This window comes from Pseudoalteromonas sp. APC 3250, assembly GCF_030407915.1.
Lineage (GTDB): Bacteria > Pseudomonadota > Gammaproteobacteria > Enterobacterales > Alteromonadaceae > Pseudoalteromonas > Pseudoalteromonas tetraodonis.
The window spans coordinates 1-15,318 of record NZ_JASDCM010000012.1; the positions used below are offsets into that span (position 1 = coordinate 1).

The window sequence follows — 15,318 nt, forward strand, 5'->3', positions numbered from 1 at the left end:
GCCGTTGAAGACTACAACGTTGATAGGCAAGATGTGGAAGTGGTGTGAGCCATTAAGCTAACTTGTACTAATTACCCGTGAGGCTTAACCATACAACGCCAAACGCGTTTTATGTGATAGTTTAAGCAAGAAGTTAATAGACTAAAGTAGATACTTGAAGACTTTTATTATCAGAAATTCCAAATTTTAGTAAGCTCGATTAAATCGACCTTACACCAAATTTGCTTGGTGACAATAGCGTTTTGGACCCACCTGACCCCATGCCGAACTCAGTAGTGAAACGAAACAGCGCCGATGATAGTGTAGCATTTGCTATGTGAAAGTAGGACATTACCAGGCTCCAAATAAGAGAAACCCGTTACAGCGATGTAACGGGTTTTTTGCTGTTTGGGATTTAATAAAAAAACCAAGAGCCCATGCCGAACTCATTAGTGGCCGCTCTCGTACATCCTGTACTTCACGGCATTCGTATTCCTATACATCAAACAAAACAGCGCGAAGGCGAGCCCTGCACAAGGTCGCCCCGGCACAATGGTAGTGTCGCATTTGCTATGTGGCTCTCTACCGCTGTGGGCACTACGACATTCTACTGCGTAGCGCACCGAATCCAAATATAAGCAAGCCCGACTCAAAAGAGCCGGGCTTTTTTGCATCTGGAATAAAGTGAAAATACGGGTTCGAGGTATAAGGGTAAATGTGAGGCTAAGGTTTAACGATGAGCCTTAGCACTTTCTTATTTCACGTGCTGGATTGCCGGCAACCACGGTATTTGATGCAATGCTCTTAGTTACCACTGAACCCGCACCAACAACAGTGTTATCACCAATGGTAACACCAGCTAACACAATAACTCCCGCGCCAATCCACACGTTATTACCGATAGTAATCGGCGCAGTAAAGTTTTCTTTATTGAGCCGCTCTATGGGATTAACTGCATGAGATACGGCCAATAGTTGAACGTTTGGGCCAATTAAACAATCACTGCCAATGGTAATTGCACCCTCACTAATAGGGGCATCTAAAACAGTACAGTTAATGTTTATAAAAGTCCGATCACCTATATGCATTTGCGAGCCATAGTCACAATGAAAGCCCGCTTCAATAATTACTCCATCACCACAGTGTGAGCATAATTCTTTTATTCGCTTTAAATTACCTTTACTGGGGCTTTTATTAAATAAGCGGCAAATTTCGTGCACAGCTTTACGCTGCGCTAGATTCTCTTTACTAATACTATTAAATGACTGCATATCAATTTTGTTTAACTTAAATAATGGTGTCTAGCTTAACCTACTTTAAGCATGATGATAATTTGAATAAAACTGCTTTATTTTTATGCATTCACTTGCCATTTATTATGTTTCGTTTAAAATCCCCTAACTTTCGAAACGAAACTTAATAGCAGTTACTTAATGACCAAACGAAACACCCAGCAACGCCGTCATCTGATCCTTAGCCAAGTAAATGAGCTTGGTGAAGTGGCCGTTGAGACTCTTGCTGAACAGTTTCAAACATCAGAAGTAACCATTAGAAAAGACTTAACCGCGCTTGAAAAAAGTGGCTTGTTGCTGCGCCGTTATGGTGGAGCTATTGCGCTACCAAAAGAGATAGTAAGCGATGAGATCGATTCTAAGCGCAAAGTAGCGATTGCTAAGGCAGCAGCGGCGCTTATAAAAGATCATAACCGCATTATTATTGACAGCGGCCGCACTACTGCAGCGATGATCCCTGAGTTGGCTACCAAGCAGGGGTTAGTTGTTATGACTAACGCAATTAAAGTGGCAACACGTTTATTAGCACTTGAAAACGAGCCAACCCTTTTGATGACAGGTGGCACGTGGGATCCGCATTCAGAATCGTTTCAAGGGCAAGTAGCTGAAAATGTTCTATGCTCATATGATTTTGATCAGCTATTTATAGGTGCCGATGGCATTGATGTAGCGCGAGGAACAACCACGTTTAATGAGCTTGTTGGATTAAGCCAAGTGATGGCTAAAGCGGCGCGCGAAGTTATTGTGCTGGTTGAGTCAGAAAAGATTGGCCGAAAAATACCAAATTTAGAATTACCGTGGCAAACAGTAACCACATTAATAACCGACAGTGGCTTAGCAAGTGATAAGCGTGAAGCCATAGAGGCGTGTGGTGTAAAACTAATTTGCGCAGAGATTATGGAATAGCAACTACATCGTGAGTTGCTAGAATTAAAAAATTAATGGAGACACTATGTGTGGAATCGTTGGGGCTGTTGCAGAACGTCCAGTAAATAAAATCTTAGTTGAAGGCCTTAAGCGTCTTGAGTACCGTGGTTATGACTCAGCAGGTGTAGCTTTACTTGAAGGCAATACTCTTAATACAGTTAAAGCAGTAGGTAAGGTTGTAAACTTAGAGTCAGCACTTGAACAAGCTGGTGTTAGCGGTCACACAGGTATTGCACACACTCGTTGGGCAACTCATGGCGGTGTAACTGAAGCCAATGCTCACCCACATGTTTCAAGCAATCAATTGGCGCTTGTACATAATGGTATCATTGAAAACCACGCAAGCTTGCGTGCAGCACTTAAAGGCGACGGTTACGAGTTTTTATCAGACACCGACACTGAAGTCATGGTGCATTTAATTCATCAGTTACGTCAGCAGCACACGACTTTATTAGCGTCAGTTCAAGCAGCTGTTAAACAGTTTGAAGGCGCATTTGGTACCGTTGTGTTTGATAAAGCGAATGATAACGAAATTATTGTAGCGCGCTCAGGTAGCCCATTAGTTATTGGTTTAGGCCTTGGTGAAAACTTTATTGCCTCTGATCAACTTGCATTATTACCGGTGACTCGCAGCTTTATCTTCTTAGAAGAAGGTGATGTAGCGCGCATTACTCGCGACACAGTAGAAATTTTTGATGCCGATGGCAACGCGGTTGAACGTGAGGTTGTTGAATCAAACATCACACAAGATGCATCAGGCAAAGGTGATTACCGTCACTACATGCTAAAAGAAATTTATGAGCAGCCACTTGCAGTACGTAACACCCTTGAAGGACGTTTAAACGATGACCGCGTAGCGATTGATGCCTTTGGCGACAGTGCACAGCAAATATTTAAAGACGTAAAACACGTACAAATTATTGCCTGTGGTACGTCATACCACTCAGGTATGGTTGCTCGTTACTGGCTTGAGCAATTTGCAGGTGTTAGCTGTAACGTAGAAATTGCTTCTGAGTTCCGTTACCGTCAATCGTTTGTACACGAAAATAGTCTGCTAGTAACGATTTCACAGTCAGGTGAAACGGCTGATACTTTAGCTGCACTGCGTTTAGCTAAAGAGCAAGGCTATATGGGGTCAATGACTATTTGTAACGTACCAGGCTCATCGCTTGTACGAGAATCAGACCTTGCCTTTATGACCAAAGCTGGTGCTGAAATTGGTGTAGCCTCTACTAAAGCATTTACTACGCAGCTTGTTGGTTTGTTAATGCTTACTGCGTCTATTGCGCAAGAAAAAGGCTTAGATCAAAGCACGATTGTTAACGCTATTAAACTGCTACCAGCTAAATTAGAGGAAACGCTATTGTTGGCTGATGGTATTGCAGACCTTGCAGAAGAGTTTGCTGATAAGCACCACTCACTGTTTTTAGGTCGCGGTTCACAATACCCAATCGCGATGGAAGGCGCACTTAAGCTTAAAGAGATTTCATACATTCACGCTGAAGCATACGCAGCAGGTGAGCTTAAACACGGCCCATTAGCACTCATTGATGCCGACATGCCAATTATTGTTGTAGCACCAAACAATGAATTGCTTGAAAAGCTTAAATCAAACGTAGAAGAAGTACGTGCACGTGGTGGCATCATCTATGTATTCGCTGATAAAGATTCACACTTTGAGTCAGACGACACCATGCGTGTGATCAACGTAAACCACGTAGATGACGTAATTGCCCCTGTTGTATATACAATTCCACTACAGTTACTATCGTACTATGTAGCGGTCATTAAAGGCACTGACGTTGACCAACCACGTAACTTAGCAAAATCGGTTACAGTTGAGTAAAATCAACAGGTTATAGGTTTTGATTAATGTTAAAAAAGCGCTTAAGGCGCTTTTTTTATGCTTAAAACTCTGTTAGCTTAAATAACTCATTATTCTCTAAGGGATTAGTTATGCGTTTATTAACCGTTATTTGTTTTGTTAGCTTTTTTGCTTTTAGTTCACAAAATGCCTTTGCACAAGCTGGCATTAAACAGCAAAGTACAGATTACTCTGTGCACACGCACACTATTAAATCTACTGTTTTAAATGAAGAACGCACAGTTGTTGTACAGTTACCAAAGAGTTATCAAGCTGAGCCAAATAAGGTATATCCTGTTATATATCGCTTAGATGGGGCGGGTAATATATCGCTTGCTAGTGCTGTTATTGAGCGCTTACAAAATGATAATCGTGCGCCTGAGGTTATTATTGTCGCTATTAAAAACACTAATCGACTTAGAGATATGTATCCTACAGTGAATAAAGAGCCACAAGGGCCTGTCGGTGAAGGGGGCGGTGCTACAACGTTTTTAGCGTTCTTTGAACAAGAGCTCATTCCTTTAGTAAATAAGAACTATCGCACGCATGACTATAAGGTTATATCTGGCGCCTCTGCGGGCGGTGTATTTGCGCTATATGCTTTGCAGGCAAAGCCCGAACTATTTCAAGCGCATATTGCATATAGCCCTGCGGTTTGGTGGAATTATGGCGCATCGGTAAAAAGCACAAAATCGTTTATAACTAAAACGAAAGAACTTAACAATTACGTTTACATTAATATTGGCGAAGAAGCCGGCATAATGCGTGAAAGGTATGATGAATTACAGCAATCACTGCAATCACATAAAGTGCCAGGGTTACGCTTCTCTAGTGATGCGTTTGATGGTATCTCGCATAACTTAACCGCTGCTGCTGGCGTATTTAATGCCTACTACAACTTATTTTTACCTAAACAAATGCCTATAAGTGCTTTAACTGACGATGTAGCTTCTATTGATGGTTATTACAAAACATTATCTCAACAATGGGGCGAGCAGATATCTCCACCAGACCGTGCTGTTAGATTACTTGGTTATAACTTAACGGGCAGCAAGCAGTTTACCCGTGCTATTGAGGTGTTTAAGTACAATTTAAAAAACCACCCAAAATCAGTTAGTGCGATCTCTGCTTTATCTTATGGCTATGAGATGCAAGGTAATATTAGTCAAGCGCTGGCTCATATGGAATCTGCTTTAGCCATTGCAGATGACTCATACCCTTATATAAATTACTTAAAAGAAACAAAAGCTAGGTTACAGGTAGAGCTAGATAAGCGTAACTAGGGTTTTTAGTTACTGTTAAATAAAAACGACGCGCAAGCGTCTTTTTATTAGTTGTAGCTAAATATTATTTAAATCACTAACCCCTACTTAATACGTGCTAAATACGCTAAAATTACAGGCTACTTTTTTAGCAATAAGCCCGTAATAAATATGACCTCAGCCGCAAGCCCTAGCACGTTTACCGAACTTGGCCTTATCCCAGAGCTACTAGCTCGTTTAACCGAGCTGGAATATACCCAGCCTACGCCAATTCAAGCTAAGGCAATACCCAATGTATTAGCGGGCAGTGATCTTATTGCTGGTGCAAATACCGGCTCTGGTAAAACAGCGACCTTTGCATTACCGATATTGCAAAAAATATCACAAGGTGCACTCAAGCGAGATACCAAGGGTAACTATGTATCGGCGCTTATTTTGGTACCTACCCGTGAGCTTGCAACGCAAGTAGCTGATAATGTTAAATCGTATTCTGCTAACTTTAATGGCGCCATTAAAACGGTGGCGGTATTTGGTGGTGTGTCGGTTAATACCCAAATGCAGGCACTACGTGGTGGTGCCGATATTATCGTAGCAACCCCAGGGCGTTTACTCGATTTAATCTCAAGCAATGCGATTAAGCTTGATAAAGTTTCAACCTTAGTGCTTGATGAAGCTGATCGCATGTTAAGCCTTGGCTTTACCGAAGAGCTTGCTGAGCTATTGGCATTAATGCCGGCTAAAAAGCAAACCATGTTGTTTTCAGCAACCTTTCCAGAGCAAGTCACTCAATTAACGCAAGAGCTGTTAACTAACCCTGTTGAAATACAAGTTCAAAGCAAAGACGAAAGCACCTTAGTACAGCGCGTATTTACGGTTAATAAAGGCGAAAAAACCACGGTTTTAGCGCACTTAATTAAAGCGCATCAATGGCGCCAAGCACTTATTTTTGTAAATGCTAAAAAAGATTGTGAGCACTTAGCCAGCAAGCTTGAAAAACGTGGCGTTAACGCGCAAGTATTCCATGGTGATAAAGGCCAAAGTGAACGTACTCGGGTAATCGAAAAATTTAAAGCGGGCGAAATTGAAGTACTGATTGCCACCGATATTGCAGCCCGTGGTTTAGATATTGCCAAACTACCTGTGGTTATAAACTTTAACTTACCACGCAGCCCAGCTGATTACATGCACCGTATTGGCCGAAGCGGCCGTGCTGGTGAAGTAGGCTTAGCGTTATCACTGATTGATTATGAAGACTTTCATCACTTTAAAATTATCGAAAAGAAAAACAAACTTCGCTTAGAGCGCGAAGAGGTAGCAGGCTTTGCAGTAAATCAAGCCAACCTTGATGCGGCTGAGGCGCTAAAAAACGAAAAGCCAATGGCCAAGCCTGAAGGCTCAGGTAAGAAAAAGAAGAAAAAATCCAACCAAGAAGATGACGTATGGAGCGGCTGGAGAAAAAGATAAGCCTTAATACATATAAGTCATTAAACTCGAATTATTAAAAACCCTGCAAATTTGCAGGGTTTTTTTATTAGCTAATATTGCTATGCAGCAAATTAAAAATCAGTAGGTGCTGGTGGCACCACTAAAGGTTGCTTAGGGTTTTCTTTAAGCTCCTTTAATAACTCTTGTACTGCACGCTCTATTGATGGATCTTGGCCTTTATAAATAAGCTCTGGGCGGTCAACCACTTTAATATCAGGTGCAACACCTTCGTTTTCTATGATCCAGTTACCTTGTGTATCTAAAATACGGAATGTAGCAGCAATTACTTGTCCGCCGTCTACAAGGCTTGGGTTACCAGAAATACCAATTAAACCACCCCATGTACGGGTACCAATTAGCTTACCTAGACCAGCTTGGCGGAAGTAGTAAGGAATTGCGTCACCACCAGAACTTGAATAGCCATTTATTAGCATGGCTTTAGGACCATTGTGTGCAAACTGCGGTGTTTTAGTTGGCTCTACACCACGGCGTTTCCAATAGTTAAGCGGTTTACGCGCAAGCCAGGTGATCATATGCTCAGGAATAAAACCGCCGCCATTGTAACGGTCATCAATAATCATGGCGTCTTTGGTTGTTTGCGGCATGTAGTTTTTAAACATGGCGCGGTTACCCTCATAGGCTGTATTTGGCAGGTGCACATAGCCAATACGCCCACTTGATAGCTTATCAACGTAGGCTGCACGCGAATTAACCCAGTCTAAATAACGTAGGCCTTGCTCACTTGCTATCGGTTTTACAGTTATTTGCCATGCGCCTTTGCTACGCGGCTTGTTGTTTAGCACTAGCTCTACTTGCTCGCCTTGGGTGTTTTCAAGGAGTTCGTAAAAGTTAGCAACGTCTTTAACTGAGCGGCCATTTACCGCAATAATGTAATCGCCGTTATGTGCTTTTACACCTGTGGTGCCAAGCGGTGAACGGAAATCGTCATGCCAGTTTTCACCTTTAAAGATTTGTTCTATTTTTACATAACCAGATGGGTCGCTTGCAAGCTTAGCGCCTAATAAACCATGGTTTTTACGCTCTGCTTTAGGCATATCACCCGACTGCACATAAATATGGCCAGAGTTAATTTCACCGGCAATTTCGCTAAGAACATAATCAAGGTCGCTACGATGGCTAATGGCATCAGCCATAGGTTGGTATTTAGCTAAAATAGCATCCCAATCTTGTCCGTGATGGTTTTCGTCGTAGAACCAATCGCGCAGTGTGCGCCAACCTTCTACATACATTTGTTGCCACTCTGCTTGCGGATTAATTTTAAGCGTCATTTTGCTTAAATCGAGCTTATTTGCGTCTAAATCTTGTTTTGGCTTAGGTTCAATTAAGCTGTAACCGCCATCTGTATGTACAAGTAGGTGTTCGCTATTGCTTGAAATGGTGTAATTACTAACGCCTTTGGCGACTGTTTCTAGCTCACTGTTGTGATCGGTGCCTATAAGTTGTAATGCGCCATTAGCAAGAGTCAGTACGCCGTCTTTTACTGCGGTTAAGCTACGGTAATCGCCTGCTGGGGCATTAAGTGCGGTAACACGTTGCATAAAGTCATTGCTTTGCAGTGCATTTTTAACTTTCTTGTTGTCTTCTTTTTCATCTTCTTTATCTTGGACAATCGTGGCTTCGTCACTTTGTAAGGCAATAAGCGGTTTAACGCTATCGTTTACTGCAGCTGCATAAATACGGGTTGCTCGATTAAACATGTAATCAAACTCGTAGCTACTAAATGCCAGATTAAAGTCGCGCTCTGAGCTAAAGTAAAGGTATTGACCATCAGGCGAAAAAGTAGGGTTTTGCTCATTACTCATTTCGTCTGTTAAGCGCGTTACCTTTTTCTTTTTAAGGTTGTAGTGCCATAGCGAGGCATAACGGTTTTCGTTATTTTTAACAAATACAATGTCTTGGCTGTTAGGCGACCAAGTATATTGAGTAATGCCATCTTCGTCGTAAATACCGGTATCAATTTTGTGTTGCTTGCCCGATTTTGCATCTAACCACCAAAGTGTGTTGTTTTTATCTGAAAACAACAATTTAGAGCTATCTGGTGACCAAATGGGCGTAAAGCGCCAAATAGTGCCATTGCTAGTGAGTTGCTTAATAGCATTATTTTTACTGCGATCTTTTAAGTAAATTTCGTACTCGCCGCTTTCATCGCTCATGTAGGCTATGTAGCGCCCATTTGGTGACCAGCTTGCATCTATTTCGCGGCTTTTTTCTGTGTAAGATAAGTTGCGTGTAGGCCCTTGTTTAATTGGTACACTAAACAACTCACCACGGGCAGTAAATACAGCACGTTTACCATCGTGAGAGAGCGACATAGAATCAATAAAATCGCTAACATTTTTGCTATACGGCATTGCGTATTGGCGCACGCCAGCAATGTTAATGCTTAGCTTAGCGCTTTTTTGTGTTTTTGCGTCAAAGCGATATAAATAACCGCCGTTTTCATAAACAATCGCATTTGGGCCAGCTGAAGGCCAAAGTACGTCAAAGTTTTTATAGTTGGTAAGTTTTTTTGGTTCGCTGCCTTTACGGTACTGGTAAAGGTTTAGCGTGTAATCACGGTCAGACACAAAGTAAATATTGTCACCGACCCAAGTTGGTTGCTGGTCGGTTGCACGGTTTGTAGTTAGTTGTTCTGAGGTGTTTTTTTCTAAATCATAAATCCATACATCTTGCGCACGACCACCACGAGTACGTTTCCACGTACGAAACTCTCGGTCAATTGGCGTATAAACATACTTGCTGCCATCTGGAGATAGCATGCCGCCACCAGTTTCTGGAATCGCTAATGGCTGTTCAAGTCCGCCATCTGCAGGAACCATGTAAGGGCGGCCCATACGTTTCCCCCATGGTGTGCGGTTAGCTCTAAATACCACATTTTTACCATCGGCGGTCCAATCTAAAACGCGGTAATCAAAACCTCCACGCGGTGGCATTGGGCCAACGTCATTATAATAAGTAAGTTGCTTTAGGTTTGAACCGTCACTGTTGATCACATAAATTTGTCGGCTACCGTTATACTCGGCTGAAAATGCAATGCGCTTACCGTCAGGGGAAAACTTAGGAAATGTTTCAAAGCCAATATGGTCGGTTAAGCGTTTGCTTTCGCCTGTTTGCGTATTCGCAATATAAATATCGCCACTGTAGACAAAGGTAACGGTTTGGTTATGGATATCTGGAAAGCGGAGTAAACGAGTGTCTTTAGTCTCATAGGCCGATACACCCGGCGCGATTGCTGCAGCCAAGGCAAGAGCCAATGTTGTTAGTTTTTTCATGGAATTACGTCCTATATTAATAGCTATCCCATCATAACAATAAGGTGAAAAATAGCGATGCACTTACGATAAAAGGTCTGTTACAAAATGTGAATAAAAAAGGTTGGCAAAAAGCGCCAACCTTTAAGTAAATACAGATATGAAATTAATGTTCGTGTTCTTTTTCTGCAATACCTAACCAAGTGATCGCGGCTGGTGGGAATGTAAGTTCTAGTTCACCTTCAATCTCTAAGTCTTCTAAGTGTACTTGCACAACGTGTTGGGCTATTGGGTCGGCTACGTAAGCAAACTGACCATTTTGCGCTACTGTCATACTAAACTTCATGCCTTCAGGCATAGTTGTTACGTCTTCTTGTGTAATATCAACTTGACCTGCTAGCTCCCAGTGTATGTGATCGTCGTGCGCATGCGCCTCAAGCACATTTAAAAAGCCTAGGCTGTCTAAAACTAAAAAGTGCTCGCCATTCGCTGAGAAAGAGTAAGAAACAGCGCTTGCGCCATCGGCTAGTTGCCATTCAAATTCTTCCATTTCAGCTTTCGCAGGATTTATACTCACAATCACAGCAGGGCCGCCGCCGTGACCAGATGCAACACCAATAAAGGTTTCGCTGCCCTCATGGCCGTATATACTACCAATGCGTAAGTCGCCGACGGCATCAATATTTATTACTTTTTCAGCGTGGTATTCGTCATCATGCTGGTGGGCTAATAGCACACCGTCACTACAGCCGAACGCTACGTAATCATGGTTTTGTGCTGCGCCGTGCAAATCAGGGCATGTTAACTCTAACGTTTGTTCAAGTTCGTATTCGCCATCATGAAAGTGATAAACCCCCACTTGATCCGGCAGAACTTTAGCGTTTGATGTACTTTCGGCATCATCGCGGCGAATGGTCGCTAATAAATGCTCTCCACGAGGTTCTGCTACACCATGCATATTAATGTCGTAACTAATACCAGGTAAGGTCGCTGTTGAGTTTGTTATGTCGTTATCTGTTAATACTTCAACAGACGCAGTTGTGCCTGATGCTGCATCACCATCGTAAAATACCGCTAATTTACCATCGTGCTTTACCAAGTGAGTAGGGCGACTGCCGCTAGTTAGCTCATAACTGCTAAACTCAGGGCTTTGTTCGTAATCATGAAGGTGTGCGCCGTGATCTTCACGCCATAAGCCACCGTCTATAAAGCCGAGGTAATCTTGAGCGCGGCTAGCAATCACGGCATAACGAAAGTCAGGCGACGACGATAGCGTGTTTGAATCATTAGTAAGAGTGAATGTATCAAGAAGCTCATTGTCGTCTAAGTCGAAAAAGTTCGCTTCGTTGCTATCGCCAGCAAGTATCGCAAGCCTACCTAATGAATCAATAGTGTATTCATCACCGTGGTCGCCACCATCGCCATGATCGTGGCCGTCATCAGGTACTTCTATTGGGTCTTTTTCAACAATGTTTGTTTCTGCATCACCACAAGCGGTGATTAATGTGCTGCTTATTGCCAGTGCAATGAGTTTTAATTTGAATAGTTTAGTCATGTTAATTTCCTTTATTTATAATTTTTTAGCGCTTAAAAGTAACCGCGAATACCTAGTGCAAAGCTACGACCTGGACGTGGTGCTATATTCTTTAAAAATGAGCTATGCACGCGCGCTTCTGTGTCTGTTAAGTTAGTGCCACGTAGATACACAGACACATCTTGATTTAGCACTGATAAGTCATATGAAACGCTGGCATCAAGTATGGTGTAGCCGTTTGTGGTTGTTTCTTCTGGCGCGGTACGGTCTTGATCTTGATAACGAGTTACGTGAAGGTGCGCACTCAGCTTTTCTGTTTGATAGCTAAACTCAGTACCAAAACGTAGCGGTGGTGTGCGTGGTAAATCGCCACCATCTTTAAGGCGGGCGCGAACGTAATCTGAGAATAAATCAACTTTAAACTCATCGGTTAACTGCCATGCAAATTGGGCTTCAAAGCCATGCAAAATTACGTCATCTGTTTTAAATAAATAAACTGGGAGTTCAGATGAGTGATCATGCTCATCACCATGGTCGTGGCCGCTTTCGGCGTATAGGCCTGTGTCGATTTGGTAATAATAATTGTCTACTTGGTTGTAGAAAGCATTAAGAATGAAACCGATATCACCTTGGGTTTTACGAAACGTTAAATCAATATTGTTTGCTGTTTCTAGGTCAAGCGCTTGCTCAGATAAACCAAAATGTCCGTCTTCATGAATATCAAATAGTGCGCCTACTTCATAAGTACCAGTTCCAATGTGAGGGCCGAATGATAATAGCTCCGACACCGAAGGAGCACGCTCAGAACGAGATACCGACAAGCCTAAGTTGTAGCTAGGTGCAAAATCCCACACGACACCTGTTGATAAACTGACAGGAGTGAATTCTTGTTCTACGTCAAATACGCGAGTATTGCCGGCATGTTCTTCATGAGCATGATCGTCATGAACATCGGTGTCATTGTGTGCGTGTGCATCAATGTTAGGTAGTAACACGTTATCAGCATCGATGGTTACCCGTTCAACTCGGCCACCTAATTGCACTAAAAAGTCACCAAAGTGTTTTTCTTCCATCAGTGCTATAGCAAAGCTTTGTGTTTGTGACGGTGGTGTGAATGCCTCTGAGCCTTGCGCTTCAACATCACTGTGTTTGTAATGAAAGCTCAAACCACCATTCCACTGCGCAAACGGGTTATGCATTAAGTCTACGCGTAACTCATTGGTTTCATTTTCAAACGTGGTACCCACTGCGCCATGTTCAATTTCAGCATGTTCGTAATCTGTAAAACCTGCGCGCAGGTTTACTCTATTAAGCCATTTGTTATCAAGGTTATATTCACCTAGCAACTGCACTTTAGTTTGCTCTAAGTCGGCATATACGCTTTCTTCAGCGCTGTGTTCTTCTTCGCCACCATGGGTGTGGCCTGGAATACCGTATTGACGATTAAGTTGCTCAACAGCTATACCTACAAAACCTTGGTCAAATAGATAGCTAGTACCTAAGGTAAAGCCGTCAGACTCTTCATTACTATTTGCAACGGTGTAATCGCCACTATGTTCTTCATGGTTATGGTCATCATGGGCTAATTCAGCGGCCACGGGTATTTGATAGTCATCGGCTTCACGCCAAAAGGCGTCGGCATAAAATGCAAAAGAATCAGTTCCTGTAGTGGCGTTAAACGAGGCTACTTTTTGATTATCAACAGAGTTGTGCTCTACATTCCACTCACCGCGAGTAGTGCTGTCGGTAGGCACCCGATTATCAACTACATTAACCACACCACCAATGGCGCCGCTGCCATAAAATAATGTGGCAGGGCCTCGTAATACTTCGATTTGTTTTGCGGTTGATGCCTCTGATGCGACTGAGTGATCAGGGCCAACGCGAGAAACATCACTGACATCAAGACCATTTTGAGTAATTAGAACACGCGGCCCGCTTAAGCCACGAATAATAGGTGTACTGGCTACTTTTGCATGAAAGTTAGTATTAACCCCCGGGAGTTTTTCAAGGCTATCGCCAAGGGTTGCAGCTTGCTGCCGTCTTAATTGTTCGCCAGATAACACGCTAACGGGAGACGAGGATTCCATTGCCGACATGTGAATAGGCGTCGCTTCAATATCAATTACTTCAATGGGTGAACGTTCTAAGTTAAAGGTAATTGATTGGCTTTTATCATCACTAAATGTGATATCTCGATGCAGATGGGCATAACCAGGGGCGGTAATATGAAGTTCTTTTAAACCACTTTTTAAATCAGTTATTACGAACTTACCGCTTGCATCTGTTACTGCTGTTATATCTGAGCCTTCAACTTCTACAGTTGCGTTGGTCACAACTTTACCTTGGTTGTTTAGAACAACACCTTCGATGGTATTTGCAAGCGTATTTGTTGGTAGTAGGGCTGCTATAAACAAAGCTAATTGAGATTTTCGTGTCATTTGAATTCCTTTGCGAATGTTATATTGTATCAATTGTGCTTGAAATGTTATATTGTATCAATAGTTAATTAACTAAAAATCACTCAGGATATATAATTTGGCTGCTTCATCTACATAATTTAAATTAAATTTATTTAAATTCAGTGCTTTAAGTGTTTCTGTCATTGTTTAGGTGTTGTTCGTGGGGGATCTGTTTGCTGTAAAGCAAAAGTTAGTTGTTACATTTATTTAGCTCTAGTTAATAAATTTTTAGGTAAAACCACAGCGGAGGCATTGAGCAACAAGGATGGCAAAGTTAAAACATCAGCCCACTACATTAGAGTGGGTAATATGAATAAGCAGCAATTTAAAGAGATGATGGGTTTTGCGATAAAAAGATGTGAAGCCTTTGAAAAAAAATTAACGCCAAAACGTCAGCAGGTATTTGAAATTCTATTGAAAGCAAATAAACCTTTGTCTGCTTATGAGTTAACAGATCAATTTAATAAGCAAATAAATACACCGATTTTGGCAATGTCCGTTTATCGGATATTAGGTTTTTTAGAGTCGGTAGGTCTGGTACATAGATTAAAGTTAGAAAATAAGTTTATACCGTGCAGTCACTTTAATGATGATAGAGAGCATCAACTATCGATGTTTTTAATTTGTAGCTCTTGTAATAAAGCAAGTGAGGTGAATGACCTTAACAATTCGGTTAAATCTTTGTTTAGGGAACTGAAAATGAAAGGGTTTACGCCAGCAACTTCGCAATTAGAAATCTCAGGTGTTTGTTTTGGGTGCCAGCAAAGTACCGCTAACACAATTAAAAAGAAGGATAAATAATGAAGCTGACTCAAACGACAGCAGACAAGTTTGCCATTGGGCTTTCGTTAATGTGCACGGTGCATTGTTTTGCAACACCGGTTATTTTAGCGCTGTTGCCAAGCTTTGCTGTACTACAAATAAATGGTGAACAGTTTCACTTATGGGTTCTTGCTGCAGTATTACCAACAAGCTTATTAGCTTTGAGCTTAGGCTGTAAAAAGCACAAACGTACACGTTATATGGCGTGTGGAGTTGTTGGTTTAGCTTTTTTGATAATTGCAGTATTGCTAGGTTACGAAGAGGCCGAAAAAGCACTCACTTTAATTGGCTCCGCTTTTATCGCATTAGCCCATTGGTTTAACTACCAACAGTGTTTTAAAAAAAATAACGAAAATTGCCCCTGTTCAGGTGATAAATCAGACCAACTTGTTTAACACTGCCAGTGTTAAACATAGCGA

General features: G+C 42.0%; 10 protein-coding genes and 2 rRNA genes. 8 read left to right on the plus strand and 4 right to left on the minus strand.

The window, feature by feature from the left end:
• Together QL986_RS12725 and rrf are read left to right on the plus strand one after the other, a co-directional pair.
• Positions 1-92 (plus strand): 23S ribosomal RNA (locus tag QL986_RS12725); the annotation flags it as partial.
• A 132-nt stretch (positions 93-224) separates the two neighbouring features.
• Positions 225-339, plus strand: a 5S ribosomal RNA gene (gene rrf / locus QL986_RS12730).
• Positions 340-722: 383 nt separating this feature from the next.
• On the opposite strand, the gene QL986_RS12735 is transcribed toward rrf, so the two are convergent.
• On the minus strand, positions 723-1,250 hold the full coding sequence (locus tag QL986_RS12735; RefSeq protein WP_290191604.1) for a sugar O-acetyltransferase: 528 nt from the start codon (positions 1,248-1,250) through the stop codon (positions 723-725).
• 162 nt (positions 1,251-1,412) lie between these two features.
• Here QL986_RS12735 and QL986_RS12740 point away from each other — a divergent pair, with 162 nt between their 5' ends.
• The 4 genes from QL986_RS12740 (at position 1,413) to QL986_RS12755 (ending at position 6,788) form a co-directional block, all read left to right on the plus strand.
• The gene (locus QL986_RS12740; protein ID WP_138686685.1) at positions 1,413-2,177 is read left to right on the plus strand and encodes a DeoR family transcriptional regulator; all 765 of its coding nucleotides are present in this window, start codon (positions 1,413-1,415) and stop codon (positions 2,175-2,177) included.
• Between the two features lie 46 nt (positions 2,178-2,223).
• Complete coding sequence (gene glmS / locus QL986_RS12745) at positions 2,224-4,044, plus strand: glutamine--fructose-6-phosphate transaminase (isomerizing) (RefSeq protein WP_008112790.1); 1,821 nt, start codon at positions 2,224-2,226, stop codon at positions 4,042-4,044.
• Between the two features lie 110 nt (positions 4,045-4,154).
• The gene (locus QL986_RS12750; RefSeq protein ID WP_138686684.1) at positions 4,155-5,345 is read left to right on the plus strand and encodes an alpha/beta hydrolase-fold protein; all 1,191 of its coding nucleotides are present in this window, start codon (positions 4,155-4,157) and stop codon (positions 5,343-5,345) included.
• A 150-nt stretch (positions 5,346-5,495) separates the two neighbouring features.
• The gene (locus QL986_RS12755; RefSeq protein WP_138686683.1) at positions 5,496-6,788 is read left to right on the plus strand and encodes a DEAD/DEAH box helicase; all 1,293 of its coding nucleotides are present in this window, start codon (positions 5,496-5,498) and stop codon (positions 6,786-6,788) included.
• 92 nt (positions 6,789-6,880) lie between these two features.
• Here the strand turns inward: QL986_RS12755 and QL986_RS12760 are convergent, their stop codons facing one another.
• The 3 genes from QL986_RS12760 to QL986_RS12770 all read right to left on the minus strand — a co-directional run bounded on the left by QL986_RS12760 (position 6,881) and on the right by QL986_RS12770 (position 14,056).
• Positions 6,881-10,102: a S41 family peptidase gene (locus QL986_RS12760; RefSeq protein ID WP_138686682.1), complete on the minus strand. Its 3,222-nt coding sequence runs from the start codon at positions 10,100-10,102 to the stop codon at positions 6,881-6,883.
• Positions 10,103-10,247: 145 nt separating this feature from the next.
• Complete coding sequence (locus tag QL986_RS12765; protein WP_138686681.1) at positions 10,248-11,636, minus strand: 5-methyltetrahydrofolate--homocysteine methyltransferase; 1,389 nt, start codon at positions 11,634-11,636, stop codon at positions 10,248-10,250.
• 32 nt (positions 11,637-11,668) lie between these two features.
• Entirely contained in the window at positions 11,669-14,056 is a 2,388-nt protein-coding gene (locus QL986_RS12770; protein WP_138686680.1) for a TonB-dependent receptor, read from the minus strand.
• Positions 14,057-14,386: 330 nt separating this feature from the next.
• Between QL986_RS12770 and QL986_RS12775 the strand changes: the two genes are divergently transcribed.
• Positions 14,387-14,878 carry a transcriptional repressor gene (locus tag QL986_RS12775; RefSeq protein ID WP_138686679.1) on the plus strand — a complete coding sequence of 164 codons (492 nt, stop codon included), beginning with the start codon at positions 14,387-14,389 and terminating at the stop codon, positions 14,876-14,878.
• On the plus strand, positions 14,878-15,294 hold the full coding sequence (locus QL986_RS12780; RefSeq protein ID WP_138686678.1) for a MerC domain-containing protein: 417 nt from the start codon (positions 14,878-14,880) through the stop codon (positions 15,292-15,294). The genes QL986_RS12775 and QL986_RS12780 overlap by 1 nt, the downstream gene beginning before the upstream one ends.
• Positions 15,295-15,318: the final 24 nt, after the last annotated feature.